Source organism: Paenibacillus septentrionalis (assembly GCF_042659865.1).
In the GTDB taxonomy this organism is placed as follows: Bacteria; Bacillota; Bacilli; order Paenibacillales; family Paenibacillaceae; genus Pristimantibacillus; species Pristimantibacillus septentrionalis.
On the sequence record NZ_JBHSTE010000003.1, the window covers coordinates 444,336 to 469,092 of the forward strand.

The 24,757-nt window shown below is 36.8% G+C and carries 39 protein-coding genes; 1 reads left to right on the top strand and 38 read right to left on the bottom strand.

The window, feature by feature from the left end:
• Nucleotide 1: 1 nt before the first annotated feature.
• The 37 genes from ACFP56_RS10395 to ACFP56_RS10575 all read right to left on the bottom strand — a co-directional run bounded on the left by ACFP56_RS10395 (nt 2) and on the right by ACFP56_RS10575 (nt 24,237).
• Nucleotides 2–439: a hypothetical protein gene (locus ACFP56_RS10395; RefSeq protein WP_379234070.1), complete on the bottom strand. Its 438-nt coding sequence runs from the start codon at nt 437–439 to the stop codon at nt 2–4.
• 595 nt (nt 440–1,034) lie between these two features.
• Nucleotides 1,035–1,256, bottom strand: coding sequence for a helix-turn-helix domain-containing protein (locus ACFP56_RS10400; RefSeq protein WP_379234072.1), 222 nt, complete (start codon nt 1,254–1,256; stop codon nt 1,035–1,037).
• A gap of 10 nt (nt 1,257–1,266) precedes the next feature.
• Nucleotides 1,267–1,749 (bottom strand): DUF2975 domain-containing protein, encoded by a 483-nt coding sequence (locus ACFP56_RS10405; protein ID WP_379234074.1) that lies wholly within the window; start codon nt 1,747–1,749, stop codon nt 1,267–1,269.
• A gap of 117 nt (nt 1,750–1,866) precedes the next feature.
• A complete protein-coding gene (locus tag ACFP56_RS10410; protein ID WP_379234076.1) occupies nt 1,867–2,472 on the bottom strand; it encodes a class I SAM-dependent methyltransferase in 606 nt (201 codons plus the stop codon).
• Nucleotides 2,473–2,785: 313 nt separating this feature from the next.
• Nucleotides 2,786–2,938, bottom strand: coding sequence for a hypothetical protein (locus ACFP56_RS10415; protein WP_379234078.1), 153 nt, complete (start codon nt 2,936–2,938; stop codon nt 2,786–2,788).
• Between the two features lie 46 nt (nt 2,939–2,984).
• A complete protein-coding gene (locus ACFP56_RS10420) occupies nt 2,985–3,458 on the bottom strand; it encodes a histidine phosphatase family protein (protein ID WP_379234080.1) in 474 nt (157 codons plus the stop codon).
• Nucleotides 3,459–3,552: 94 nt separating this feature from the next.
• Nucleotides 3,553–4,188 (bottom strand): histidine phosphatase family protein, encoded by a 636-nt coding sequence (locus tag ACFP56_RS10425; protein WP_379234082.1) that lies wholly within the window; start codon nt 4,186–4,188, stop codon nt 3,553–3,555.
• A 16-nt stretch (nt 4,189–4,204) separates the two neighbouring features.
• The gene (locus ACFP56_RS10430) at nt 4,205–5,104 is read right to left on the bottom strand and encodes an alpha/beta fold hydrolase (RefSeq protein WP_379234084.1); all 900 of its coding nucleotides are present in this window, start codon (nt 5,102–5,104) and stop codon (nt 4,205–4,207) included.
• A gap of 696 nt (nt 5,105–5,800) precedes the next feature.
• Complete coding sequence (locus ACFP56_RS10435; protein ID WP_379234086.1) at nt 5,801–6,238, bottom strand: GNAT family N-acetyltransferase; 438 nt, start codon at nt 6,236–6,238, stop codon at nt 5,801–5,803.
• 283 nt (nt 6,239–6,521) lie between these two features.
• On the bottom strand, nt 6,522–6,977 hold the full coding sequence (locus ACFP56_RS10440; RefSeq protein WP_379234088.1) for an NUDIX hydrolase: 456 nt from the start codon (nt 6,975–6,977) through the stop codon (nt 6,522–6,524).
• Between the two features lie 43 nt (nt 6,978–7,020).
• The gene (locus ACFP56_RS10445) at nt 7,021–7,878 is read right to left on the bottom strand and encodes an aminoglycoside phosphotransferase family protein (RefSeq protein WP_379234090.1); all 858 of its coding nucleotides are present in this window, start codon (nt 7,876–7,878) and stop codon (nt 7,021–7,023) included.
• A 68-nt stretch (nt 7,879–7,946) separates the two neighbouring features.
• Nucleotides 7,947–8,384 (bottom strand): hypothetical protein, encoded by a 438-nt coding sequence (locus ACFP56_RS10450; protein WP_379234092.1) that lies wholly within the window; start codon nt 8,382–8,384, stop codon nt 7,947–7,949.
• Nucleotides 8,385–8,411: 27 nt separating this feature from the next.
• A complete protein-coding gene (locus tag ACFP56_RS10455; RefSeq protein WP_379234094.1) occupies nt 8,412–8,840 on the bottom strand; it encodes a VanZ family protein in 429 nt (142 codons plus the stop codon).
• A gap of 56 nt (nt 8,841–8,896) precedes the next feature.
• The gene (locus ACFP56_RS10460) at nt 8,897–9,343 is read right to left on the bottom strand and encodes an oxidoreductase (RefSeq protein WP_379234096.1); all 447 of its coding nucleotides are present in this window, start codon (nt 9,341–9,343) and stop codon (nt 8,897–8,899) included.
• Between the two features lie 51 nt (nt 9,344–9,394).
• A complete protein-coding gene (locus ACFP56_RS10465; RefSeq protein WP_379234098.1) occupies nt 9,395–10,078 on the bottom strand; it encodes an HAD family hydrolase in 684 nt (227 codons plus the stop codon).
• A gap of 41 nt (nt 10,079–10,119) precedes the next feature.
• Complete coding sequence (locus tag ACFP56_RS10470) at nt 10,120–10,611, bottom strand: hypothetical protein (protein ID WP_379234100.1); 492 nt, start codon at nt 10,609–10,611, stop codon at nt 10,120–10,122.
• Between the two features lie 48 nt (nt 10,612–10,659).
• Complete coding sequence (locus ACFP56_RS10475; RefSeq protein WP_379234102.1) at nt 10,660–11,469, bottom strand: inositol monophosphatase family protein; 810 nt, start codon at nt 11,467–11,469, stop codon at nt 10,660–10,662.
• A gap of 119 nt (nt 11,470–11,588) precedes the next feature.
• Nucleotides 11,589–12,482, bottom strand: coding sequence for a PhzF family phenazine biosynthesis isomerase (locus ACFP56_RS10480; protein ID WP_379234104.1), 894 nt, complete (start codon nt 12,480–12,482; stop codon nt 11,589–11,591).
• Between the two features lie 20 nt (nt 12,483–12,502).
• The gene (locus ACFP56_RS10485) at nt 12,503–13,261 is read right to left on the bottom strand and encodes a class I SAM-dependent methyltransferase (RefSeq protein ID WP_379234106.1); all 759 of its coding nucleotides are present in this window, start codon (nt 13,259–13,261) and stop codon (nt 12,503–12,505) included.
• Nucleotides 13,262–13,449: 188 nt separating this feature from the next.
• Nucleotides 13,450–14,028, bottom strand: coding sequence for a hypothetical protein (locus tag ACFP56_RS10490; protein ID WP_379234108.1), 579 nt, complete (start codon nt 14,026–14,028; stop codon nt 13,450–13,452).
• A 42-nt stretch (nt 14,029–14,070) separates the two neighbouring features.
• Nucleotides 14,071–14,703 carry a hypothetical protein gene (locus tag ACFP56_RS10495; RefSeq protein ID WP_379234110.1) on the bottom strand — a complete coding sequence of 211 codons (633 nt, stop codon included), beginning with the start codon at nt 14,701–14,703 and terminating at the stop codon, nt 14,071–14,073.
• Nucleotides 14,704–14,738: 35 nt separating this feature from the next.
• The gene (locus ACFP56_RS10500; protein ID WP_379234112.1) at nt 14,739–15,017 is read right to left on the bottom strand and encodes a TIGR04104 family putative zinc finger protein; all 279 of its coding nucleotides are present in this window, start codon (nt 15,015–15,017) and stop codon (nt 14,739–14,741) included.
• 1 nt (nt 15,018) lies between these two features.
• Nucleotides 15,019–15,522, bottom strand: a complete 504-nt coding sequence (locus ACFP56_RS10505; RefSeq protein ID WP_379234114.1) for a hypothetical protein — start codon at nt 15,520–15,522, stop codon at nt 15,019–15,021.
• A 684-nt stretch (nt 15,523–16,206) separates the two neighbouring features.
• The gene (locus ACFP56_RS10510) at nt 16,207–16,737 is read right to left on the bottom strand and encodes a GNAT family N-acetyltransferase (protein ID WP_379234116.1); all 531 of its coding nucleotides are present in this window, start codon (nt 16,735–16,737) and stop codon (nt 16,207–16,209) included.
• Nucleotides 16,734–17,192, bottom strand: a complete 459-nt coding sequence (locus ACFP56_RS10515; RefSeq protein WP_379234118.1) for a hypothetical protein — start codon at nt 17,190–17,192, stop codon at nt 16,734–16,736. Before ACFP56_RS10515 ends, ACFP56_RS10510 begins: the two co-directional genes overlap by 4 nt.
• A 64-nt stretch (nt 17,193–17,256) precedes the next feature.
• Entirely contained in the window at nt 17,257–17,811 is a 555-nt protein-coding gene (locus ACFP56_RS10520; RefSeq protein WP_379234120.1) for a hypothetical protein, read from the bottom strand.
• A 25-nt stretch (nt 17,812–17,836) separates the two neighbouring features.
• Entirely contained in the window at nt 17,837–18,316 is a 480-nt protein-coding gene (locus ACFP56_RS10525) for a hypothetical protein (RefSeq protein ID WP_379234122.1), read from the bottom strand.
• 55 nt (nt 18,317–18,371) lie between these two features.
• Nucleotides 18,372–18,791, bottom strand: coding sequence for a VOC family protein (locus ACFP56_RS10530; RefSeq protein WP_379234124.1), 420 nt, complete (start codon nt 18,789–18,791; stop codon nt 18,372–18,374).
• Nucleotides 18,792–18,850: 59 nt separating this feature from the next.
• On the bottom strand, nt 18,851–19,276 hold the full coding sequence (locus tag ACFP56_RS10535) for an NUDIX domain-containing protein (RefSeq protein WP_379234126.1): 426 nt from the start codon (nt 19,274–19,276) through the stop codon (nt 18,851–18,853).
• Between the two features lie 27 nt (nt 19,277–19,303).
• A complete protein-coding gene (locus ACFP56_RS10540) occupies nt 19,304–19,828 on the bottom strand; it encodes a hypothetical protein (RefSeq protein ID WP_379234128.1) in 525 nt (174 codons plus the stop codon).
• 192 nt (nt 19,829–20,020) lie between these two features.
• On the bottom strand, nt 20,021–20,506 hold the full coding sequence (locus ACFP56_RS10545; RefSeq protein ID WP_379234130.1) for a hypothetical protein: 486 nt from the start codon (nt 20,504–20,506) through the stop codon (nt 20,021–20,023).
• 15 nt (nt 20,507–20,521) lie between these two features.
• Nucleotides 20,522–20,707: a zinc ribbon domain-containing protein gene (locus ACFP56_RS10550; RefSeq protein ID WP_379234132.1), complete on the bottom strand. Its 186-nt coding sequence runs from the start codon at nt 20,705–20,707 to the stop codon at nt 20,522–20,524.
• Between the two features lie 93 nt (nt 20,708–20,800).
• Nucleotides 20,801–21,271 carry a hypothetical protein gene (locus tag ACFP56_RS10555; protein WP_379234134.1) on the bottom strand — a complete coding sequence of 157 codons (471 nt, stop codon included), beginning with the start codon at nt 21,269–21,271 and terminating at the stop codon, nt 20,801–20,803.
• A gap of 53 nt (nt 21,272–21,324) precedes the next feature.
• The gene (locus tag ACFP56_RS10560; RefSeq protein WP_379234136.1) at nt 21,325–21,537 is read right to left on the bottom strand and encodes a DUF6366 family protein; all 213 of its coding nucleotides are present in this window, start codon (nt 21,535–21,537) and stop codon (nt 21,325–21,327) included.
• 180 nt (nt 21,538–21,717) lie between these two features.
• On the bottom strand, nt 21,718–22,248 hold the full coding sequence (locus ACFP56_RS10565; RefSeq protein WP_379234138.1) for an HAD-IIIA family hydrolase: 531 nt from the start codon (nt 22,246–22,248) through the stop codon (nt 21,718–21,720).
• Nucleotides 22,249–22,503: 255 nt separating this feature from the next.
• Nucleotides 22,504–23,280 (bottom strand): sugar phosphate isomerase/epimerase family protein, encoded by a 777-nt coding sequence (locus ACFP56_RS10570; RefSeq protein ID WP_379234140.1) that lies wholly within the window; start codon nt 23,278–23,280, stop codon nt 22,504–22,506.
• A gap of 39 nt (nt 23,281–23,319) precedes the next feature.
• Nucleotides 23,320–24,237, bottom strand: coding sequence for an aminoglycoside phosphotransferase family protein (locus tag ACFP56_RS10575; RefSeq protein ID WP_379234142.1), 918 nt, complete (start codon nt 24,235–24,237; stop codon nt 23,320–23,322).
• A gap of 86 nt (nt 24,238–24,323) precedes the next feature.
• Here ACFP56_RS10575 and ACFP56_RS10580 point away from each other — a divergent pair, with 86 nt between their 5' ends.
• Nucleotides 24,324–24,548, top strand: coding sequence for a hypothetical protein (locus tag ACFP56_RS10580; protein WP_379234144.1), 225 nt, complete (start codon nt 24,324–24,326; stop codon nt 24,546–24,548).
• A 2-nt stretch (nt 24,549–24,550) separates the two neighbouring features.
• Here the strand turns inward: ACFP56_RS10580 and ACFP56_RS10585 are convergent, their stop codons facing one another.
• On the bottom strand, nt 24,551–24,739 hold the full coding sequence (locus ACFP56_RS10585) for a hypothetical protein (RefSeq protein ID WP_379234146.1): 189 nt from the start codon (nt 24,737–24,739) through the stop codon (nt 24,551–24,553).
• Nucleotides 24,740–24,757 lie beyond the last annotated feature (18 nt).

Here is a 24,757-nt window from a genome sequence, read left to right on the forward strand (position 1 = left end):
GTTAACGTTCTAAAAGAAGTTCTCTAAGTCGATTAGCATGCTCGATTGATATCTCGTATCCCTGATGAGTATTCGATGTATTAACCAGTAAGCCAAGCATCGTTCGATCTGTGCCTAATGATAAATGATAGGTTCCAATTTTTTGCTCTGCATTGATAAATTCAAGCTTATACTCAGCCACATAATTAAGAATACCAGGTCTTTTTTCAGCCTGATTGACGATGTCTTCAAACGTTGCAACTATCTCTTCATCCTGTGAAGTAAATTCCGTATCGAGCTTTTGTAGATATTTCACTTTAATAGTTTTGGTGTTATTGGTCTGAGAGGGTGTTTGATCTGAATAATTACTTGGTGTTTGAGCTAAATTGCTACTTGGTGTTTGGTCTGAACAACCACTTATTAAAAGCACACCTATGAGTAACACCACAACATATCTCATCGGTTCATCCACCCTTCTTAGCTTATTTACATTATCTCGAGGCCTTTTTCGTTATCAGTACGACTACATTCCCCACGGTTAATAAGAATGTCATGAGGGCTAAACTCATTAGTCCACTTAACGCAGTATTTTCTTTATTCGTCGATAATATATAATAAGACAACATCATTGAAGCGAAACAAATTACACCGAACAACCAGGTTAACCATACTCTTACCTGCTTCGATTTTTTCATCAGATGTTCCCTTCCTTTAAAAACTGCTTTATGGCTTGCTGAATCTCCATGCCAGCCGTGTTTCTAATATCATGTCGACTATCTTTCAATTCTATAGACGACAATAAATTGGGAAAGGTTTCCTTGTATCTTTGCAATTCTTCGCTTGGTAATCCTTTGAATCCAAATAGGCAATTTGAACTTCGCTTTTCGTCTTTAATACAGATAAATCCATCAAGAACTCACCCCATATCCGATATCACTTCGTAATGAAATACAACATGACCCGGCCTTCGATCTCTCTTCTTGGGCTGGGTCATGTTTCATTTAAGTTCGTACCAATATTATACATCTTATCATTGATGGGGCAAGGTTGTATAATTATTGTTCCGCTTCTTCATCTGCTCTATATTCTAGAATATCTCCTGGCTGACAGTCTAACGCTTTACATATTGCGTCTAATGTTGACACTCTAATCGCCTTCGCTTTTCCATTTTTCAAGATAGACAGATTAGCCATCGTTATTCCGACTCGCTCTGATAGTTCCGTTACGCTCATTTTTCGTTTTGCCAGCATTACATCTATATTAATAATAATCGCCATGTTATTCACCTCAGACCGTTAAATCATTTTCTGATTTAATATGAATGGCTTCTTGCAGGAGTCTTTGGAGAACAGCTGCGAACACTGCAATAACGACAGATGCAAAAATAACGATTAACCCCAGTAAAATAAGACCTGGTGCATCATCAATTTCTGCCAAAATATATAGCAGCGGTAAGTTAAGCACATATAAACCGCTTATGGTTAGCGCACACTGCTTAATACTTTTTAATGCCTTAACAGACAACTCTGAGAACGCCTTGTTTGTATCAATATAGGTAAGCAACCGCCATGTTTGATACAAAGCAATGTAAAATGCTACTGCCGATGCATACATCACTACATATACGGGATACTGTACGTACTCCCACTTCGGATAATTCTCAACAATTCCCCGTGTTATCATCGGTAACCAAATTACACATAAAGCAAGTACTGGTATCCCCATCAGAATCACAACGGTTTTCAAGAAAAGTGTTGATCCCCTTTTCAAATCGCGCACCTCACATCATTAATGTCATATTGAATTTAACACACTATTTATCGTTTATCAATAAATTTATATTAATTAATGATGTGCTATGTCATGACACTCGTAACAGCGTTGTATTTATTTTCGAACCGTTCCTTGAATAAGAACGACTGAATGTAACATCATTCGTTCCATATGCTCTATAATAATCCCGGCTTCCTGCACCATTTTCAATATATCTCTGTCTTGATGACAGCCTACGAATTTTACGGATAAGCGATCCAAGCGATGCTGAAACCATGCATAGATGGGATTCGAACTAATTCCGTGCTCTAACAAAAGTATTTTCCCACCTGGTTTTACCCATAACTGTAGATTGCTTAATACCTGATTTGGATTCTCATACGCGCATAATGACAGCGTAGATACGACTGTATCAAAGCTATTCTCTGAAAAATCCAAGCTCTCTACATCAGAAATCACTAGCTCACAACTTAAACTGTATTCCTCAGCGGCCTCTGCCGCCTTTTCAATCATTTTAGAGCTGAAATCGACTGCCGTCACATGAACATCCGAGGGATAGAACGGAAAGTTGTTCCCTGCCCCAACTGAAACTTCCAGCACCTTGCCCGTTGCGTGGCGCAATAATCTTCTTCGTTCACTTGCCAGCTGTAAGTTTTTTCTGCGCTTTTCATAGGATTGTGCTTGTCGATCGAATAGTCGAATACGATTATGATCGGCCAATTTACTGCCTCCTTTGCTCTAATAATAATGATCAAATACTGAAACGATGAGGCTTGCTAGTTTACACACTATTATAATCATGTCTCATTTACTCTAATTATGAATCCTTCCACAGTCTCGTTAGGTAAATATCTTCTTGCAGGAGGATATCCTTCACCTTGACTGCATCACATTTCCCTTTTTCTGATAAGCCTCTTGCTCGTTCCATACCAGCAATATAAGGTGATTCTGCATGTCTAACAAAATATACGTACGTATATATGATCATCACTTCCTTTTGAAGAGGTGCATGCGATCTATTTCTTGCGCTACTCTACCATTTATTGTTCATATCTTCTTTAGTTAATTCAATTAGCCGATATATTGCAGTTTCTGTATCTTTAGATTGCTGCAGCTGCTTGCGGAGCGTAACACTAATATCAAGAAGCGTAATTAATATTAACGTCATAAATATAAACCAGAGCATACCCTTCTACCTCCTGACTCAATTCTACAAACGTATTATCTCATCCTTACTTTTCAAATAGGTAAAGTTCTCCATTGTTTGGTTTGAAAAAATACTTCCCTTTATATCCTCTTCTTCTCAGTTCTCTTCTAAGTACCGTCATAAAGGCTCCATGACTGGTCACCAATACGTTACTGTATGGTGTTGACTCGATTTCATCTATGATTTCCTTTGCACGGAGCAAGGTCATCTTTTTTTCCTCTTGCGTAGGGTGATTAAGCAACCATCCTATTCTCCCTACTACAAGCCAAACAGAACGATGCAGCTTCAATCTCGTTGTTGTAATTGACCTGATATTAACTTCCCTCAGCAAAGCCGTCTTGACAATCTCACCGTCATAAAAGTGTACGGCTGTCTTCACTGCGCGTTGTTGGTCACTTGAATAACAGCAATCCCTCTTTGCGCGCTTAATATTATCGTGGATTGCAATGTCACACTGTTCATAATGTTCAACCCAACGGTCAAATTGTTGGGAGGTCATCAAAGCCCTTTCGTATCATCGACTACTTTAAAGTGTCTGACTAGACCGATCCTCATTATAATTCTCCTTACTGTAACGACTGGCACTAATGTGTCTAGCTTTCGATAGGCTTCTCTTTATAGTGTGAGATATCTCCATGCAAAACAATGGCCGGACGTTGATCTTCATATTCAATCTTGCATAGGCATGTTGGATATATATATGGGGGATTCCATATCTCTTTAAGTGGACGTCCTTCGAAATAGCTCATCAGTAGTTTAACGACTACCGTATGGGTTACAATCATAATAGTTTTTCCCTCATGTTTAGCAAGAATGTCATGTAATATGTGCGTTGACCTTGTTAAAACTTCTTGGTATGTTTCACTCCCAGGCACTGAGAAATGTTCTGGGTCATTCCAAAAGTTATGAAACTGTTCAGGGTAACGTGTCTTAAGTTCTGCTTGAATCTGACCTTCCCATTCACCTAAATTCATTTCTCTCAAATTTTCTGCTTCAATAATAGCTAGCCCCCGATTCGCTTTAATGATTTCTGCTGTCTTCACCGCTCTTGGACTTGAACTAGAATAAATTACGTCTATCTTTTCCCCCGACATCGCATCTCTGAGCCATTCTGCTTGAATGATGCCAAGAGAGGTCAAAGGAGAATCCTGATGCCCTTGCATTTTATGCAAGACATTCCACTCTGTCTGCCCATGTCTTGTTATGTATATAATGGTTTTCTGACTCATCTTGTGGCCTCCTTTTTTAATCTAAAATAAACGATAATACTTCCTTCGTATATTTTTCTGGTTCTTCTAATCTTGGAAAATGAGCACTTTTCTCGAACACGATGATTCTACTATCTTCAACCTGTTGTAAATAAGCATGTTGTTGCACAGTGCAGCACACAGGATCAAAAGCACCTGCCATAAGCAATGTAGGACAAGACAATAAGGATAGAACAGGAATTAAATTCTCGAATAGTTTTCCTTCTTCTTGCAGCTTGGAATGATGGATTTCATTTTGGCTCCACAAGTCTTCTGTATGTTCTTGGCTTTGAAAGATTTTATTATATTCGTCTGGAGTCAGTCCTTTAAAATATAAAAGATCCTTATCTTCACCCAAAAGTTGAAAAATCCTTCCCATTGCATTCCACATCTCATTCGGATTAAAATCCCCATTAAGATACTTATCACATTCTCTAGTCCCATCGGAATGAACATGTTCCATGAAATGCTGTCTTGCTTTAGATATAATAGATCTCGTCGAGCTTTGCGTATCAAAACAAGGCGTTTCAAATATAATCTTTTTAATAGCATTTGGGTATTTAACAGCATATTTCACCGCTAAAATCCCTCCAAATGAATGACCTAGCAGGTTCCATTTGCTTATCCCTAACTCAATTCTTAGCTCTTCAAGATCTTGAATAATATCATCAATCCCAAATTGCTCATTCTCATGAATAGGGTCAGATCGTAATACTCCTCTTTGATCTATTGCAATTACACGTAATGCACGAGATAGTTCCTTTGCCTGATAAAAACAGAAGTCAATACAACTTGCCCCAGGTCCACCATGCAAATACAGCAAAACTTCTTCAGCTTTTTCGTTATATTGTTCAACATAAAGCCGTGTCCCTCGAATGGAGTATAATGACGAATTCATAGTGACCTCCTGTGTAATTAATATATCGATAAATGGCAGAAGCCCGCCTAGGATAGCTCTATTTAGGCGGGCTTCTATGTATGTGAGCTTCATAACCTTTATTAATTTTTGACTCAAATCTTAACCGTATATAAAATATAGCGAATGTAATATTTATACGATTAAATAACGTAGACGTCTCATATCTGTATTAGCCAATTCAGTAGTAACATAACCAAAAAATGAAGAGGCTATAAATAGTAGCAGCAGATTTTCAAGCTATTTCTGCATAGTGTCCATACATTCTTCCACAAATGTCAACACTTCCTCAGAAAGTGGATACAAGCCACGAACGAACGGGATCAATCATCCCAGCTATCATTATACACGCCGTATTTAATACCATAGCAGTTATTCTAACCGCATTTGGCTAATGATGGACTAGCTACTGTTTTGAATTTAGGCGCATAGGTCACTCCTATACGCCTAATCTGTTTATATGGGAGAAGAACGTAACCCATCAACAAATCCAGCTATAAATGAAATAACAGGCACTAAGATATCCAACAGCTCATTGCCGTGATGATCTGTCCACGTGAGTTCTACATAAGATGACTCTAGTTCATCTCTTCCTAATTTATTCTCGCCAACAAAAGGATAAGCAAAGCATATAAGGCTTTAACCTTAATCTGAATTCACTCCTTATTTTAGGCGGTATTAATATTTCTTGGAGAGAAATATAATCCTCTCAATTTCTTCAAAACCATTTTTCTTGTAAAACTGTTCCGCAGGAATATCGCGATTCGTTAATAGCGTCATAGTTTCTATGCCTTCGCTTTTTAGCTCCTCGGCAAGATAATTCAACATGCTCGTTCCTATTCCAGATCGCTGCTGACTTGACTTAACACACATTTCATTAATAAAAAATTCGTCAGCACTCCACCAACGCTTGCTAACCCCAAAAATAAAGCCGTGTATAACTTCATGCTCCTCTGCAATTACCCCTTTGAAGCCTGGCGTATGAATATAATCATGTAAATAGGATTCGGCTTTTACTCGAGACCAGTTGTCATTCCATGGCTCGTTATTAAAAACCTCAATAAATAAATGAATGCATTGCTCAAAATCACGAGAGGAGTATTTTCTTATATTCACTAACATTCATCTCTTTTCAAATTAAATGGATACTAATAAGATTTCTCCTTACGCAACCTAATCGATTCTTTAATTAGGTTCACCAGCATTCGAACATAAACAGCAATACAAATGAAAAGGATTACACCGTAGAGTACATTTTTCAGTTCAACATTTGAGTTGCTTATCATCTTATGCAGATTTCCTATTAAAGCAATCGTTAAAACGGTCGTCACGCACATATACAAAATAAATTTCAGCTTCATAAGGTCACCTCGACACTAAATGCTATGCAAATCCCACTTTACCACTTCGTAATATATCCCGCTCTTCTCAAATAATATTCCGTAAATGAATTGAGATCTTCGACCGGCTCATCCAAAGAAAAGTATTTTAATTCATAACTTTCATCATCGTTCACTTTCGGAATTCCCTCGATCTCCTTGGCTTCAAAAACAGCCATAACATTGTATACCTCATCACCGTGCGGGTATCGAAAATACATATCCTTACCTGACAAAACTGTAATAAATTTAAATGATTTTGCAATCAGGCCCGCTTCTTCATAAAGCTCTCGTGCAGCCGCCTCTTCTAGTGATTCTCCTAGTTCTAACGAGCCGCCTATCGTTCCCCAGTCATTCGTATCCGTTCTACGTTGAAGCAGCAGTTCTCTGTCTTGATTGAAAACGAGTACACATGATCCTGCCATAATTAAAGGTCTTGAACCAACAACTTTTCTTAAGTCCATAATATATCCCATTGTATTCCCCTCTAATAGTTCAGTAGTTTTATTCTCCGTAAGCTCAGATTAGTGTTACATCCAAGTACTGATTGTTTTCTACAAGACTTTTTACTCTGCTTATGGTTTCTTTTCCTATAGGCAGATCGATTTGTCTATTAAGCAATATCCATCTAAGACAGGCTATTGCTTCAAACAATTCTAATTCTTCATAGGTATATGGATTCTGTTCGAGATATAAGGACCTGTAATAATCACTATATCTCTGCCCAACGTATATCCTGATTAACACCATGAACCATGCAATATCATACCTAGGGTCACCCAATTGACCATTGGTCCAATCAATTACGGTATACTTTCCTTGCGACTCTAACACATTTCCTAAATAAAAATCACCATGAATTAGTTTGTTTTGCTGTAGATCACACTTCCCTACGAGATTGGTCAAAACCATATGTATATCTGGATGTTTTTCGATGTCGGGATAAAAGTAAGCTATAAAATCATATTTATGAAGCTTCAGCTCTGAGTAATTTTCATGTGGAAAATCGTGAATAGTGGACAAAAGTTTTGCAAAATGAATAAAGGTATTCTTTTTCACTTTATTCACTGGTACTCCATCAAAGCTGGTTAATAGTACATAATTGGCTTCCTTATCGGTTCCCCAGCCCAAAGGCTGTGACACAGCTATGCCTTGTTGATACAGTACCTTCAGCAGCTTATATTGGCTCTCGACATTCGGCTTAGAGGACTTATTCCATGTTTTCAGCACATAACTATTCTCATTAATAGAAATTTTCCTTACTTCTGCTTCCAGCCCTGATTCTAGTGAGGTTACGTTAAGTAATTCACTGTATTCTAGCAGTGCTTCTACTTCTTGACTTTGTTCCTTCCAAGCAATGTCTGTAAGTATATTCATAGATTTAATCCTTTCGCGCTGTACGCCTATATACTTTTCTCTAAAATTGCAACATCCTTGTACATCGATTACATTCTAACCTTTATGCCATGATGTCTGCTGTACTCCATTATGTTTCGCTTGAATTGTTCAAGCTCATTGATTTCCTTGAGCGTTAGTCTAATATGAGAAAGCATTCCTTTTTTTCTCTTAATATCTACTACCCAATTCGTGAAAACAATTTCGTCTATATCATCTGGCATTATCTCTTGTTCCTCATAAATTATGTGATGGTCGCTCACTATAATAGTAGAGGTTCTCATCATTTCTTTTATCTTAAAAACAAATAAAATTAAAGAAGTAATGACTAGGATTACACCGAGCATATATTTGACTTTAGTATCAATAAACACATTTATGCCGATTAAAACCAATAAATTAACAACCATCCCCATCGATAAAGAAAAGCTCCTCCATGAAAAAATATTAGTAAGCTTAAACTCTGATTGATTGCGCTCGATTGTCATGGATTTACACCCTCCGACTATGTCAGATCACTGTTTCTTCATTATTTTCTCGTAAAAAGCTGATACCAGCTTATAACCCCCATATCCAATCGTAAATCCAAGTGCATTTAACAGATAATCATCAGTATCTAAGCTTCCCCTTTTGGTAAGGAGCTGCACTAGCTCTAGAATCACGATCCCTAATGTAAATATTCCGAGCGATCTACCATAACGGCACCTAAACACAATCGGTATCAGCACACCAAATGGCATGAAAACCCCAACATTTCCAAGTAAATTAATAATCCATGTACTCGTATTGAATTTATCAATGTCTAGATAAAGCTTTATCGTTTGGAACGGAACTAGATTGTACATGTAATCCGTTCCTACACGCCTTCCAAAAGCAAACAACATCCAGTAAGCGACTAAAAGCGTGTAGCCAGCTAATATTAGATGGTAGAGCATTCGCATCATCTGTACATTTCCTCGATTTCATGAGTTATATTTTCGGCAAATAATCTAGTAATTTCTCATTGAACACTAGCTACTCCATATGTGCTCTGTATCACCTTTTCGTAATCTTCCCACTTAAAATAAAAAGGTCCAATGTTAATCGGACGGCCTTCCGATTCCAGCTTGAAATCCTGCCAGATCACAACATCATCTTCTCGTACAATGTTCACGGAAATAAAACCGCACTCTTCATCTCCGCACCAAGGGCATACGAGTATAGGGTATCTGTAGTACATGTAAGTGTGCATTGTGTTTAGTAGAAAGTAGTCAATCATTCGTTTTTGATAGGCTTCACTTCCCCAGCCTAACGATGGGATTTTGTCGTATTTCTTTAGCATTTGGTAGAGTGAGTTTCCATCAATCAATAGATCTGTAAATTTTGTGTTTTTGTTGCCTTCTTGCGTAGGATCATTTTCATCGAATCGAGTCGATGCTTTCACCTGCAAATGATTTAAGTTTCTCATCGTATTTTGATTCTCCTTATGGGAGCAATTGACTGCGTATTATTTTTAATATTATGAAGCAAGTTCTTCAACTAATTGGATAAGCTGTTGCAGGTTTTGTATGGTGTAGGTTGGCTCTCGATCAGGAATGATCCACTCTGAAAACCCGCTTAACCATACTCCTCTAATACCAGCAGCTTCTGCACCTGCAATATCATTGATCGGCTGATCTCCCACAAAAATGGTGTTTTGGGGATTCGATTTCAATTTCTCCAATGTGATTTCGAAAATAAGCTTATCAGGCTTTTTGATACCAACCTCATCTGATATAACAATCGTATCGAAATAGCTCCGTATGTTAACCTGATCTATTTTGGAACGTTGCGAACGAATAGCACCATTTGTAATTAGGCCGAGCTTAATGCCTTTAGCTTTTAAGTAATCTAAAACCTCTATCGCTCCATCCATTAACACGGAGCACTGATGAAATTCAGAGAACCAGTACTCGAGTAACTGCTCAATTGTTGGCATTGGTTCTTTAAAGCGGAGTGAAGAACGTATTTCTTCGTATAATTCCTTTTTCTTTCTATAACCATCTCTATCCGCTTCAACCAAGTAGTTTATGATGGATTTCCTCTCTGTTTCATTTGATAGTTGAATGAACTTGTCGATGAAACGCTCAGCAAATACTAAAAATGCTGCTCTTCGATTTAAGAGCGTATTATCAAGATCAAGTAAGACAGTATCTACTTGCATATGCTCACTCCTTCCAAAGGGCTCGTATTTTTTCATACTAACTACTTGACCTCGATCATGATTGGTTCTGCGTAGATTCTATAATCTTTGTATTCACCCTTTACCTTTATTTGCAAAGGTGCTGCGGCGATAATTTTATATATTCCACGTTCCAGCTTTAATTTTTTACTTTCCTCATAGATCGCCAATCCTTTAATAGTATCCGGTGTACCTGGCATATCGATTCCATCCAACACAAGAGATACTTCACCCTCAACTCCATCTATTGTTATTTTGTTGGCTTCGGTATTATAGCTTTGAATTAAGATCAGATTTCTGCTTCGTAACACTTCAAAATTTGAGGAAGATTTATTCTCAAAAGTGGCCCTGACTTCAAACTCTTGCTCGGCCTTAATATCCTCTTGCGACAAAATCAATTTTAGTTCAAAGCTATCCTCGCTTGGATAATCGTCTGCAATATTAATGCTACAACCAGTAGATACTGTTAATAAAATAACAACCATGAAGATCCGTAATGCAGAACGCCTCATCATCTGAATCTTCCTCCTAACATTTATAACACGACACCTGCGAAGCAGGTTCTACTTCAATACACCAAGACCTTCCTTCACGACCTTTAAAAAGTGATCCTTATATTCCGGATGACAAGCTATTAAATACGGCTCGTCACTCATCCCTTCAAATACATTTCCATCAAAGTCCACGACGATTCCCCCTGCTTCCTTTACCATTAGAACACCAGAATACAAGTCGTCTCCCTCCGAGTTATACAATACAATTCCATCAATATCTCCTTTAGCCAGCATGCACCACTGTAAGGTTGGTGCCCATAAACGCATCATTCGTTTAAAGGATGTATCTACATGCATTCTTAGTCCTACAGCAGACTTATCATTTTGGACGATATGACCTTGAACCCAGCCTATCGTTCCTTTCCTTATCTCTTCCTTTTTCTTGACCTGAAGCCTTCTCCCATTGCAGAATGCTCCTTCTCCTTTGAGCGTTGTATATAGTCTATCTACTAATGGCTCATAGATCACTCCTAGTACGGGCTCTGATCTATACATCAGCGTAATCGATAATGAAAATACAGGTAGTCCAATGGCAAAATTATTGGTTCCGTCTAGAGGATCAATCATCCAAAGCCATTCACTGACTACGCCATTATCTCCGCTTTCTTCACTATGTATGTGATGATCTGGGAATACAGCCATAATTTCATCCAATATAATCTTTTCTGCTTTATGATCAACCTCGGTTACCACATCACCAAAGTTATCCTTCTCTTCTATATCAGTTACATTGTCAAAGTGTTCCTTAGCAAGCTGTCCCGCTTTCAATATTGCTTTAATCGCAACTTCTTTTGCTGTTTGAATAATACGTTCTTCCATCTTCTCATCACCTTTAATGTTTTTTATGCCTCTACAATAGTACAGACACCCGTCTTAGATAACTTTAACTTATCTTAGGTGAGTGTCTGTGTTAGTAGCATTTCTTTGCAATTTTTCCTTTAATTAAATCTAATATCTATCTCTTGAACGTACGCACCCGTTCCAGAGATATAAACATCCATTCCATTTCCAGTTCGATTTACATGAACATAAACTCGTCCGTCCTTCTCGATCTCCTGGCCTTGTTCTACTATAAATTCAACACTCTCTAGATGTTTGTTGAGATAGGTTAAGTAATAGGCGCCCATAACCCCTGATGCAGTTCCTGTCACAGCGTCCTCAATCGTTCCTGAATAGGGGGATGAAAAATGCCTTGCATGCATCATTGCTGCTGCATCAATTGTCTTGAACGTAAATGGATGTATGGAGGTTCTTGGTTTCTCTGTTAAAATCTCTGGGAACATGCGGTTATCAGGCTTCATGCTGAGAAAACACGATAGGTCCTTTAGAGGTACTAACAAAGTCCATGTACCCGTGCTCCCGTACACGATTGGCATCGTATCATCAATGTCTTGTACGCTTATACCGAGACTAGCCGCCAATTTTTGTACAGAGCCTGAAAAGGGACTAAACTGAGGTTGATCTTGCTTCATTGTCACGAAGAGCTCTTCGTTTCTAGTATCAAATTTGATAGGCAATATCCCTACTTTTGTTTCAATTGTGACGCTATTACAGTCATCATCAATTAGCCCCATCGTTTTCAAACTATACATAGCAGCTACTGTGGCATGTCCGCATAAATTTATTTCATGTCCCGGTGTGAAGTACTTTAATTGGTAATCTGCTTGATCTGAACGTAATATAAAAACAGTCTCATTAAACCCGACTAATTTGGCAATGGCCTGCATCTCATCTTCGCTCAAATCATCGGCTTCCCACACAACTCCAGCAGGATTACCTTTATTCGCTGTTGATGAAAATGCATCGAAGTGTAGTACTTTTCTAGTTTTCATAATTTCTCCTGCCTCCGTATTTATTTAGCTTTAATCGCTTCAAATGTGATCATCTGTCCAGCCACGGTAGGTTTATTCAAATAATGATAATCAGCTGATACGGTCGTTTCTTGAAATCCGTTTTTTTCGAGCAACATCTCGAATTCGTAACAGCCATACCAGCTTAACGGTAAGCGTTGTAGTTCGGAATTTATTAAATTTCCGTTATGCCATTTCTCATACTTTAGTAAGGATACGATTTTTTGTTCAAGCACATTAAGTTCAATTCGTTTATCTTCTAACACAATTACCTCATCGTTAGCGGTAGTCCATGTCTTCGTAATCGGAAGACTGAGCGTTAAATCAGTGGGAATAAACAAATCCATAATCAACCTGCCACCTGGCAATAAACTGGAGTAAATGCGTTCTAGTGTTAAATTTGCAAGCTCTCTACCCTCAATTAATTGAAAGGATCCTGCTGGAATGATAACCGCATCATATTGACACTTTAGAGCAAAGTCGTGCATTTCAGCTTTTATAAGTACTGGAGACAGGTCAAGCTGCTTGCATCTCTTTCTACATGAGTCCAACATAGCGTCTGAGTGGTCTAATCCATCAATTGAGATTCCCGCTTGAAGCAATGGAATCAAGACTCTCCCTGATCCACAACCTATTTCAAGCACATTGCCTCGAATATCAGATAATCGTTCAATATAATATTCGACGTCCCCATAAGAATAGCCTAGTGGTTTACTAAGATCGTACACTTCGGTGCAAAGCTCTCCATATGAACTATACATAAATCACTCTCCACATTTGTATTTGTATCTTGCTGCTCTGAAAATCTTGTCCGATCTTCGAGCGGCTGTCAATTCGTTTGAGCTACCTGTGTATTCAACTATTAATTTGTAATCATGGATTTCATCACTAAAATCAAATACCTTGTCCATATCTGTGTAGTAACCAATAGCTGTGCAACATCACATCTCTAGTTAAGATATCGCGGTTGTCCTGCAAATCTTTTATCGGCAATCAAGTTACCGCTTTCATCAAAGCCTCTAATTGTCCATGTCTCCTGTGTATACTCATCAACGACAAACATTGCGTAATGCCCCACAACTGATTTCCATTGATATATTTCCGGGTTTTCTTGAACCTCTGCCATACTCAGCTCATAACTTTCATCATAGCCTACATCTTCCATGTCATTACCAATCGCAATATATTTAATATTAGAGTCTGCAGCTACTTTAACTCCTATTACGAAACTGTCTGTTGGGGGATCACTGGTTCCATATCCAGTTGCTTCGAATGGCATGCCTTTCTTTACATCATGACCGTATGAACTTCCTCCAAAACGATAAAAAAATGCTAAATATCGTTCTAATCTTGCGACACCAAAAGTGTGATTGTCTTTATCTTCAAATAAAACCGCTTTTCCATAAATCGTTTCATGAGATTGTATGATCTTCACCTTGCCAGGGATAGCATGTATCCCAGTAAACCATACGTAAAGTCCGAAAATTAAAAACACGCTACATAACAAAATGATTAATACTTTTTTCATTGAAACCTCTCTTGGTTTAGCCTTTAAACATTTATTCTCTCGCTACTGTCTCTCAACTTTAATCTTAAGCAACAATACGGTTAAATCTTCTTCTATGATCTGATTGATTTGATCAGTATCCTGGTAATCATACGTTTTAATTATTTTATCCACTTCTCTGGTTACCCCTAGTACTTTTATTTCTCCTGACTGCAAGCCTAATTCTTTATCCCCGATTGCGAAGTCCCAAGCAATTGCTCTTGCAGTTTCAGTGTCAAAAATATTGTTCATTGTTCTTGGAGGAATGGATGCTCCAGATGAGTATAGAAAAAATAAGGGATCTTCTTCTGCTCGAGATTTAATAATTCCGAATCCCAGAGGTCCTTCGGTTACTTTTTGTAGAGATGAACCATATGACAGTTCTATCAACCGAAACGGTTCTGTTGGTTCTCCATGCTTATAACCTTCAACCCAAAGTGTCACCCAGCTTGTATCCGCCTCTGTTAGTCTCAAATTAAAATCATATAAAATCCCTAAATTTAATTCTTTAAAGGTTTTCTTATATTGAGAATTCTCATTAATTGAAATATATGCAATATTCGCATCACGTTTAGCTTCGTTGTTGCAGCCAGAGCAAAACGCCAATAAAAATAATAAAATCGTGAAAAAAGTGACTCGAGATGTTCTTGATATCATGCTTTCACCCACCTACCTATCTGCGCTGACAAGCTTCATTCTTTTTCCTTAAATGCAACAAAAAACGGAGCTGTAAAAATAACAATTAATGCTCCTATAAGATGGATTAGTATTTCGATTAGAAACTCCCATTCAACTTGTATGAGAAAGACCATTGGAAGTACAATCATAATTGATAGGAGACATCTAGATACGTTTGTTAAAACATAATGCTTCCCACACCGCATGCAAGTAACCGGCTTATAATACCACGAAAATGATTTTAATATTTGAGTGTAATCCATTCTTTTGTCGCACGCAGCACAAGATTTCATGTTAACCTCCTTCTGCCGCTAGAATCTTTAAAATATGATTTTTAATGTCCTCTGACTCGTTGCTAGTTAAATCAACACTTGAAAATAGATCATCATGATCGGGTGTATGTATGGTTAGTGGACCAGCAACTTCATATTTTTTATCATAGCTAGTCACATAATGATTAATTTTCAATTTCTCATAGAAGCTATCTACCACTACTGTTTTATTATAGTTATCATTCAGATCATAATAGTCCTCGACTGCTCTAACGTGAGTGATGATAATATGTTTATTTTCTTTAATATAAGTAATAGAATTTACTTTTGTATATCCAACTGGCTCGTATAAGCCATCGTTGTTCATTTCTAATTCTCTTGTGCTAAAGCTTTCAATCGTTTCCTTTTCGACAGCTACTGCATTTCCATTGTCTGATTGACAGCTAATTAAAAAAAGTGCACCTATCAGGTAAATTAAAAAAGCGTATTTCCTAATGTAGACCAACTTCTTCCTATGAGGCTTCATTAAATTGCATCATAATCATCCAACTTATTTTTCAACACATCCATTATTTCCATTTCATTTTTGCTAAAGGAGATAATCTTTTTCGTTCCATTCTCCAGATGCAGTTCTATTGCGGATTTTCCTACGTTACTGTAATTTAGGATAATATGAGACTTCAAACTTTTGTCGTTAGCATATTCTACTCGATCCCCATTAATGAGAAGGCTATGCCCATAAATGAGATCAGACATTGAAAGAATGAGGAGAAGCCAACCGAATATATAAGGTGTGCTTTCGAAAAAATAAGGAAATAACAATAATCCACAAATTAAGATGACAACTCTTATTCGATTCAGAACTTTTTGCACGTTATAGATCACTGCATGTCTATTTTTTCGTAAATAATAAAAAATCTGTGAAGTAATCAAAATAGAGATACTAAATAGATAAACAATCGTGTTTCCAATGGTCATCACTGTCGTCATTACGGTGTCGTGATTCAGCAAATTTGCTATATAAAGTAGAGGAAATACTAAAATACTAATACTGACAAAGACAATTGAGATTATTCCCAGGTCCTGTTTACCCATTGTTATATCCTTTCTTAATGAAGTTTACCGACATCTCGCCCATTTCGTTTAGGGCTGTGCCTAAACGTCCTAGAGGTGTGCTCCATCCTTATCAGGCTGCTGGTATATGGAAACCTCATTTTTTCTCAATATGAAATAACACATGCTTGCTTAATTCACTGCTTCGTTCTACTTTGGGATGGTCAAACATTTTAATAAAACTCATACCGATTTTATTCATTACATTTTTTGAAGGTACATTGATATCCGCTGTAAAACTATAAATTTCCTTAAATCCTAAAGTATCAAATCCATACGTTAAACAAGCTTTCGCCCCTTCAGTTGCATAACCACGTCCCCATGCTTCCTTTTTTAATCGCCATCCAATTTCAATACAAGGTGTAAAGTCAGCATCAAAGGTAGCCTTATGGAAGCCAATAAATCCTATGAATTCATTATTTTCCTTCGATTCAACGGCATACAAACCGAATCCGCAATCAAGAAATCCTGAAACAATCACTTCATAAAGCTCATTGGTCTCTTTTTCTGAGAGAGTTTTAGGAAAATACTTCATAACCTGTTCATCTGCATTCAGTTGACAGAATGGTTCCAAATCAGAGTCTTTCCAGTCACGCAATATTAATCTCGAGGTTTCTATATAAATCATTTCGTCGTCTCCTTACATTTACCGATTGGATTTTCAATACCTTCCTTCTTGTCTCTTACATTAATGGAAATTGGATAATTCGTTAATTGGGTTAAGGTTAATTCAATTTCTTGATCTGGTTGCAGCATGTCTTGAACTGCTTTATTGAACATTCTATATTTTTTCACTACACGTTTGTCGGTGACAACGGTTAGCAGTAGTCCATTATTTTTTAGTATTTTACCTATTACTATTTTTTCTTTTTTGGAAATTAAGTCGAATAATACTGCACTAATTAAAACGATATACGTTACAATCAGGATTATATTAATTATCAAATACAGTTGGAATCTTTTGACCTGAAAACTAAAGAGTACTTCTTGAAACGTGACCACAGTAACAGCGAGAAAACAAACAATTAAAACTATTAAGAACTTAACCATATGTTTTCGTGGATCTAATTCAATTTTTTCCATATTAATCCCCCTTCTGTCCAGGGTACGAAGATGGTTCGATGTCATTTTATATTCTAAATTCAATTCATTCAAATGGCTTAATTTCTTTAAGTCTGCCTGTTCCAGGAGTACGAGAATTCCAAACAAAGCTTATTACATACCGTTTATCTACTTCAACTAAATGAAACTCGTTATTTGTAACCCGAATCTTCTTATCATCAAGTAGCAGATAATGATGATTATTCTCTTTTACTTTTCCCTTGACCTCAAATATTCCAACCGTCGATATTTCATGAAATTGATATAAGGTAATCGCAACGATAGCAATAATGGATATTACTATTAATGTCGATTTAAATATTGTTTTTGCATTAAGCTTTTGTTTACCTCTTTTTCTTAAGTACTTGATGACAAGAATAAGATAAATAAGAAGTACAATGGGACCAAAGTATATTGCTATATTAAACGGCAAATACATTAATTCGTGAAGCGTAAAATTGAAATCTGTTATGGCTTGTACTCTGCCAAGCTGTGCTCCTATAAACGCAGAATATAAGAGACCAAGCAAGCAATATAAAGCAGTTTTTTGAGAATGATATAATTGTTGAATATCGTTCTTATCTTTATTTTGCTGAACCATTTGATCCCCTCCTCTGGTTTAGGATTCATTTACCTCTTACGTTCAAAACGATTTGACCTAACAACCCTATCAAAAAAGATAAGCTTACAAATAAGAAAAATGTGTTTACATTAAAGTATTGATTGTTAATATGAATAGATAGCCCTGAAGTAATTGAATCTATATAATGCCAGTCAATTTCTCCAAACTGCTCTTCATACACTTCTGATAAAATAATGCGATATTTCTGAAAACTAACCACTTGATAATATAGCCCAATTGCTTGATGACAGATAACAGCAAAAGCCAGTATAATAGCCGTCCTTGTATTTACTTTTTTTGGTTTTAACAGTTTGAACCATTGAAAGATTAATACTATAAATAAAATAAATAGAGGTACGAACAGTAATATAGCAGGATTACCGTTTCCGGAAGTCTGGCCAGGTGTTGTCGTCATAAAATATCCAAACATAAATAGAACAAAACTGATCGTTAACGTAATAAATAAAGATATTACTGCTTTCATCCTACCTCCGTGAATAACGTGTTAGACGCCTCATACACCTAGAGAAAATTTGTTATTAACCTTTTGCTTTCGGTTTCCCTCCACCAAAAACGATGACATATCCATCTAGATCCTTTACACCAAATTCAAGCCAATCTTGATCACCCATATTCTCAGGCACGGGATCATAAGCAATAATTGCATTCTTCGCTTTATATTCCTCATATATCTCTAAAACGCCATCATAATCGGTATAACAATAGGTATCCCAACCAGTAGGCGGACCTGCCCAATTTGCACTATTATAAACCGACCTTTTATTGGGATTAATATCTTCAGGATTAGATGCTTGTTGTAGCAAGAATCCCACCTGATCTCTAACCGCATGTCCCCAACTATCAACAGTAAATCCTAAACTATTCGTATAATAGTAAATTGATTTTTGCAGATCAGAAACAAGTCTCACTTGATTAGCACTTCTTAATCGTGAACTCATTTAATACCTCCATGTATTCGTAACATTTATATTGATAGTAGTTAATCTCAAGGTTAACACTACTCTAGCCACTGTATTGGTCCTATAGTCTGAAATACTGCTTCTGTGCTAGTAAGTGATTGAATAATTCTGTTATAAGTGAAATTCTTCATTGGTTTTGGTAAATCATCTATGGAGAAATAGCCGCATTCTAAAATTTCTGGTGAACTCGGGGTCGGCTTCGCATTCTCTTCATGTTTCGCAATAAAAACAAAGTGATGCATATCGTATTCTGGATCATAATAGACACCAGCTAGTCTTTCAATCATTACGTTCAATCCGATCTCCTCGTGTACCTCTCGTTTAGCTGTTTCTTCAGCCGATTCCTTATCTTCAGACTTTCCTCCTGGCAGATCCCAATTACACCTACCATAACTATGCCTTACAAGTAATATTTTTTCCTCATGATTTAAAATGATTGATGCTGCTCCGATTAATTTATTCATTATGAAGTACCCTCCTGTACAATAGCTTCATTCCAAGATATACCCATTTATGTATTTACCCATTATCTCATTAGACTTATTTGCAGCTTCTTGTCTATTAGTAGCAGGTACGGTAATCATTAGACCATCTGCTGCACTCCAACTAGATCCTGTATTTTCCTTTGGTTCTAATAGAGCAATAGTAGCGTTATTAAAATGTTTATCGAAATAGATTGTTCCAACTGAATGATGTTTTGCTGCACCTCTATCGTTATAGGCATAGATTATAACAGCTCCAAATTCCTTATAAAATTTAAGTTCAAGCTGTCGCTGATTTTGAGGTACTGGCAGCTCTTCACCCTCAAGCTCAACAATGCCTTTAAACGTTCGATCTCCTAATAAACTCCTATGAACTTTACCTTTAATCGTTACGTGTATAGGCTGCTCCAACGCATCATTACCTAGACGATATTTAATTCCTTGAGCGTTAATGGTCACATCCTTAGGGAAGTAAAAAACTATAGCTATTACAACAACCGCTAATAATATAAGAAAGATTAAGGTCCTTTTCATTTAAATTCTCCTTAGCTCAATTCTAGGAAATCATAATAAAATAAAAAACATGTTCTTTTGGATGTTGATCGCAACCACCAATTTTTTTGAACATGCTTTAAATATTGTCTATTTAATTTTAACACAACTTACCATATACTGGTTCATTAAACTAATCTTTTTCAAGTCCATCTCCATCCAGTCTAATTCCTGTTAGTCAATTGAGCTATTGACTTGCTTCGTTATACGTACTCTAGCCGCTCCATATATAAACCCAATCAAAAAGATTATTAGCATAAAAATATATGAAGTGACAATGATCTGAGTGGAATGTAAGACGTCTGTAAATAGCGCAACAAGCTTAGTCGGAAACATTATGGTAAATAAAATATAGTACTGTGAAATTCCAGCTAAAAAGAAATTGCGTTTTGAATCATCCACCACTATAAATTGCCAAATAAATAGCATAAATGAAATGATCCATATAATATTACCTATCAAAAAGCTAAATAATCGATTAAGTTTTAATTGCCCAAATTGCTTGCCCACCCAAAACCAATAGACGATAAAGCCAATATTTAAAATCCACATTATAATGCTAGAGATTGGTAAATACACAATTGTGGAATTAAATAGCCAGCCTACAAACAGCGGTAACATTACAAGAATGATGAGCTTATAGTGCTTAACGACTTCCAAACTCTCACCTCTTTATCAAAATATAAAAATAATGACTCCAGCAAACAGGAGTACAACGATTAGAACCGTGATAAATCCTAAAAATCCATACTTTAATGTATCTATATAAGGTTCTGGAGATCTATCTCCACAATGAGGACAAATATTTGCACTTGAAGAAACGGGCTTACCACACACACGACAACTAATTAGTTCTGCCATATTATCTCCTTATTGTTAACATCAGTTATTAATGTTTGGCGCTTAATACGTTCAATTCCTTTTGTAATCTTTCCCAGTATAATCAGCGGTAAATTAGTTGCCAGGGCTCACTTCGATATAAACAGTTTCCGCTTTGACAAGATATTCTTTAGATTCACTTGTATCTGGATTAGTTATATCAAAAAACGATGAAGCTACTAATTTATACATCCCTGGCTTTTCTAGTTTATATTTCTGTGGCTCAACTCGTTTATCGTTTCCTCTAAGTGTTACTTTTTTGATAGCACCCACTAGAAAGAGTTCCTCTTCTCCCTGCTCATATAAATTCATATGAATTAGACCGGTTTGACTAAATGTGGCTGATGAGCTTAGCTTGTAACTATGCTCGGAATGATTAATAAAGACCCCTTCAACTTCCAACTCTTCCCCAACGGTAAATTCTTTCTTATTTACTTCGACAAGGAGTTCAAATTGATCCTCGTCAGGAAAAACAAAAGAGTTACTACAGCCTACCAAATACAATAGTGTAGCTGCCACTAAAAAGGCTACGCATGCTTTTCTCATTATTTTGTACTCCCGGGTTTTTCACTCGAACCTTAACGATTCATAGAACCCTATTAAAATAATAGTTTATAAACGAAATACCCTATAATTACAACTAAAAGTAGAATACCCGTTCCTTTCCATCCCAAGCCTCCAACTAAATCGACTAAGCTTCCAGATTGAGCTCTGTTTATTCCGTCACTGAACGTTCCAAAAGGATTATGTTTCAATTCTTCTTGTCTTAATCGTTCTCTTTTCTCTTCGGGTGCTTCTTGTTTAGATTCCATTTTCTCTGCCTCCTTGAAGCTGTTAGTCACTCCATTTTAACATATGTTACCATATTCGACATATTCATCATACGTTTTATTCGATTGTCTCAATAGAGTTCCGTTATCTTTAAAATGAATCAGAGAATACTCCATTCTCAATTTTTTCATGCTATTAATTAGCAACAATTCAAAAATCTATTAATCGCTTTCCATTATCCAACGGACTGCTTTAGTAAAATCATCTGCGACATAATCAGGAGTAGTCTCTGCCCATTTATCCCTATACTTCAATAAAGAATCATTGCCCCACCCAGTCTTGACTAATATCTTCATAGCTCCTACAGCGTGTGCCGCTAGCATATCTGTGCTGCCAACATCTCCTATAACTACACATTTACTCAAATCAAGGCTATACCTTTGGGCAGCTTCAAGTAACATGCCTGGCTTGGGCTTCTTACAAAGACATGCATCATTGTCACTATGAGGACAAATAAACCAATCATCGAAGCCGAAATCTTTAAACTGTTGCGCAAACTCCTCTTTCGTTGCTTGATTTCTGGAAATTCTATGCTGGTTCGTAAATGCAAAAATTTTTATGCCTGCCTGTCGAAGCTTTTCTATAGCTTCAGCAACGCCATCGAATAATTGAAAGTCATTAGGATGGATAAAATGACCTGTGCCACCAATTGTACCATCTCGATCTATGAAAACTGCTTGGATCTCCTTCATATTATCTCTCCTCGTTTTAGTAACTGATTAGTTAGAAGCACCAATTGCTATGATCCGTTGTATGATTTCGGCAGTACTTTGAGGGTTCGCAATAACAAAATAATAATCTGCCTCTTTTTCATCTGGTAGAGCCTCTGTCATGTTTTTTGTCTCTTCAAAACTCCCATAAAACTTGAAGCGCTTCTCAATATCTCTTTACTTCTTTATAACACGTTCTTTTAGTACATCTATGGGCATTTCCTCTTGTCTACTTCTCTAATCTAATGCTTCAAGTTTTTTTGCTCGCTCATATGCTTTATGCAAAAACTCTTTAACCGACAAATGCTCATAATCCCAATTCATCGCCTCTATTGCAATCGGACCCGAATAATTCGCTGCCGTAATATTTTTCATAATGGTAGACCAATCAAGCGATCCGTCATAGGGTAACCCGTGTTGGGCATGACTTCCGTTATTATCATGTAAATGTATGGCCATCATCCGCGAGCCAAACATTGATAAAAAATCTTCTTCTGGATAATAACGATAGTGGTGTCCACAATCATAGCAGAACCCGATACGCTGAGAATCTACCTGTTCCAGCACGTATGCTAGGTTAGAATAGTTCCATAAATTCTCCAGTGCAACATTAACACCAAGTCGTTCTGCTGTTTCGGCTATTCTCTTCATTCTTTCCAGTCCTAATGTGTTACATCGATTCTCTTCGTTAGGCAGATGCACGACCATAGTCGGAATTTCAAATGTTGAGCAGTCTTCAATACATTGCAAGTAGCTGTCAAATACCGTTTCGCCATCAAGGTTGTCAAGCCAAAGGCTATTCTCGCCATGCACCGGTACATGGATATTTTCTATAAAAAGCCCCGCTTCTCGCGCAATTTGTGGTCCTTTTCGATAGTCGTTTTTTCCAAAACAGTCACGATCAAAACCATCACTCCACCATAATAAAACACCATCAAATCCAGCCTCTTGGATTAACTGAAAACGTTCCTTATTCGATAATCTACACCCAAACCAATCATAAATCGTAATCATAAGCTAATTCTCTCCTAACTTTTTGGTCAAGTAATAGCATTAGCAATCCATAATAGATTCAGCAAATGCAATACTCTCCATTAATTTTGGATACTCATCAATCGTTGCTCCGCTCTCTAGGCACCAGCATGTTCCCATGACCGTCTCAACATAAAGACATTTCCTTATAACTTCGTTGGGAATATTTAAGTTAGCTTCAAAATTAGAAATAATTCTGTTAATTTTAGTGTATAGCTCGGGAGTAATGTCATCACCAAATTCATTTAAGATAAACCTTGGAATATCAAATACTGGGTCGCCAATTACACCCTTTGGATCGATAATCATATAATCGCCACGACTACCTAATAAAATATTATCGTGGTGAAAATCGCCGTGAAGCAACATCCTGCGAGAGTATTCTTTGGAGATAGACAAACATATTTCTTTTGCTTTTTGCATATGCAAGTAAAACGCATGACAATCTTGTCGCGAACTCATATATTCTGTAATTCTGATTACCCATTCTGTGTATGTCGGGTAGATTTCTGAATTTGAAGGTTCTTTATGTAAATTTCGGTATATGTTCAGAAAAACAGAGAGCCTTTTATCTAGACAATCCTCATCCCTAAGAGGCGTACCTGGGTGTATCCACTCTGCCAACATAACATTATTGCTTAAATCAGCTTCATATACCTTACAGAATGGCTTGCCGTTATACTCAAGCAATGTGTTGTATTCCGTAAGTATTCCTCCTATAGCTGGCCCACCTATTTTCAGAAGAGCATCTCCATTGTCGTCAGAGTAACACTTAAACACTAGGTTAGCAGAATACGATTGTATTAGTTCAATGATAGAGAGGTTCCATTTAAACGAGTATGCACTGATATCTGTTAAGACCTTATTATAGAAAGACTTGCCAAATCGGTTGAAAATATTTTCAGTTTCGATTGAATTAAAACGATATGTTTTTTTCATCTTAAGAACATCACATCCATTGAGGTGGTTTTTAGGAAATATGAATTCGTAGTATAGTTATGTATAATATAGGGAGAGGTGAGAATATGAACTGGTGGATTGCTTTTTCTATACTGCTTGTAGCTTTAGGATTAGTGTTAATTTTTAATGGATTAAGGAAAAAATCGATGCTAAGTATGTTCTTTGGAATAACAAGCTTACTAGTACCGATTTTTTATTCGCTCGAATGGTTAAAACCCTTTGTACCATTTATCCCACTTGTTTCCATGGGGATTGCATATCCTATGAAGAAGAGGCTAACAACTGATTAAAATTACTCTTCTTTCTGGTCGTTCTGGATGCTCTGATTTTCTAGTTTCTTCAAAATTTCCTTTTGTACTTTTAACATATTAGATAATGCCATTAATATGATGCCCAGCATAATGAATGTGACGATTTCTCCTGTGAAAAATGAGACAATACCTAATATAGCGGCATAAATAACATATTGCAGATCCTTCATTGTTTTCTCCTTTTTAAA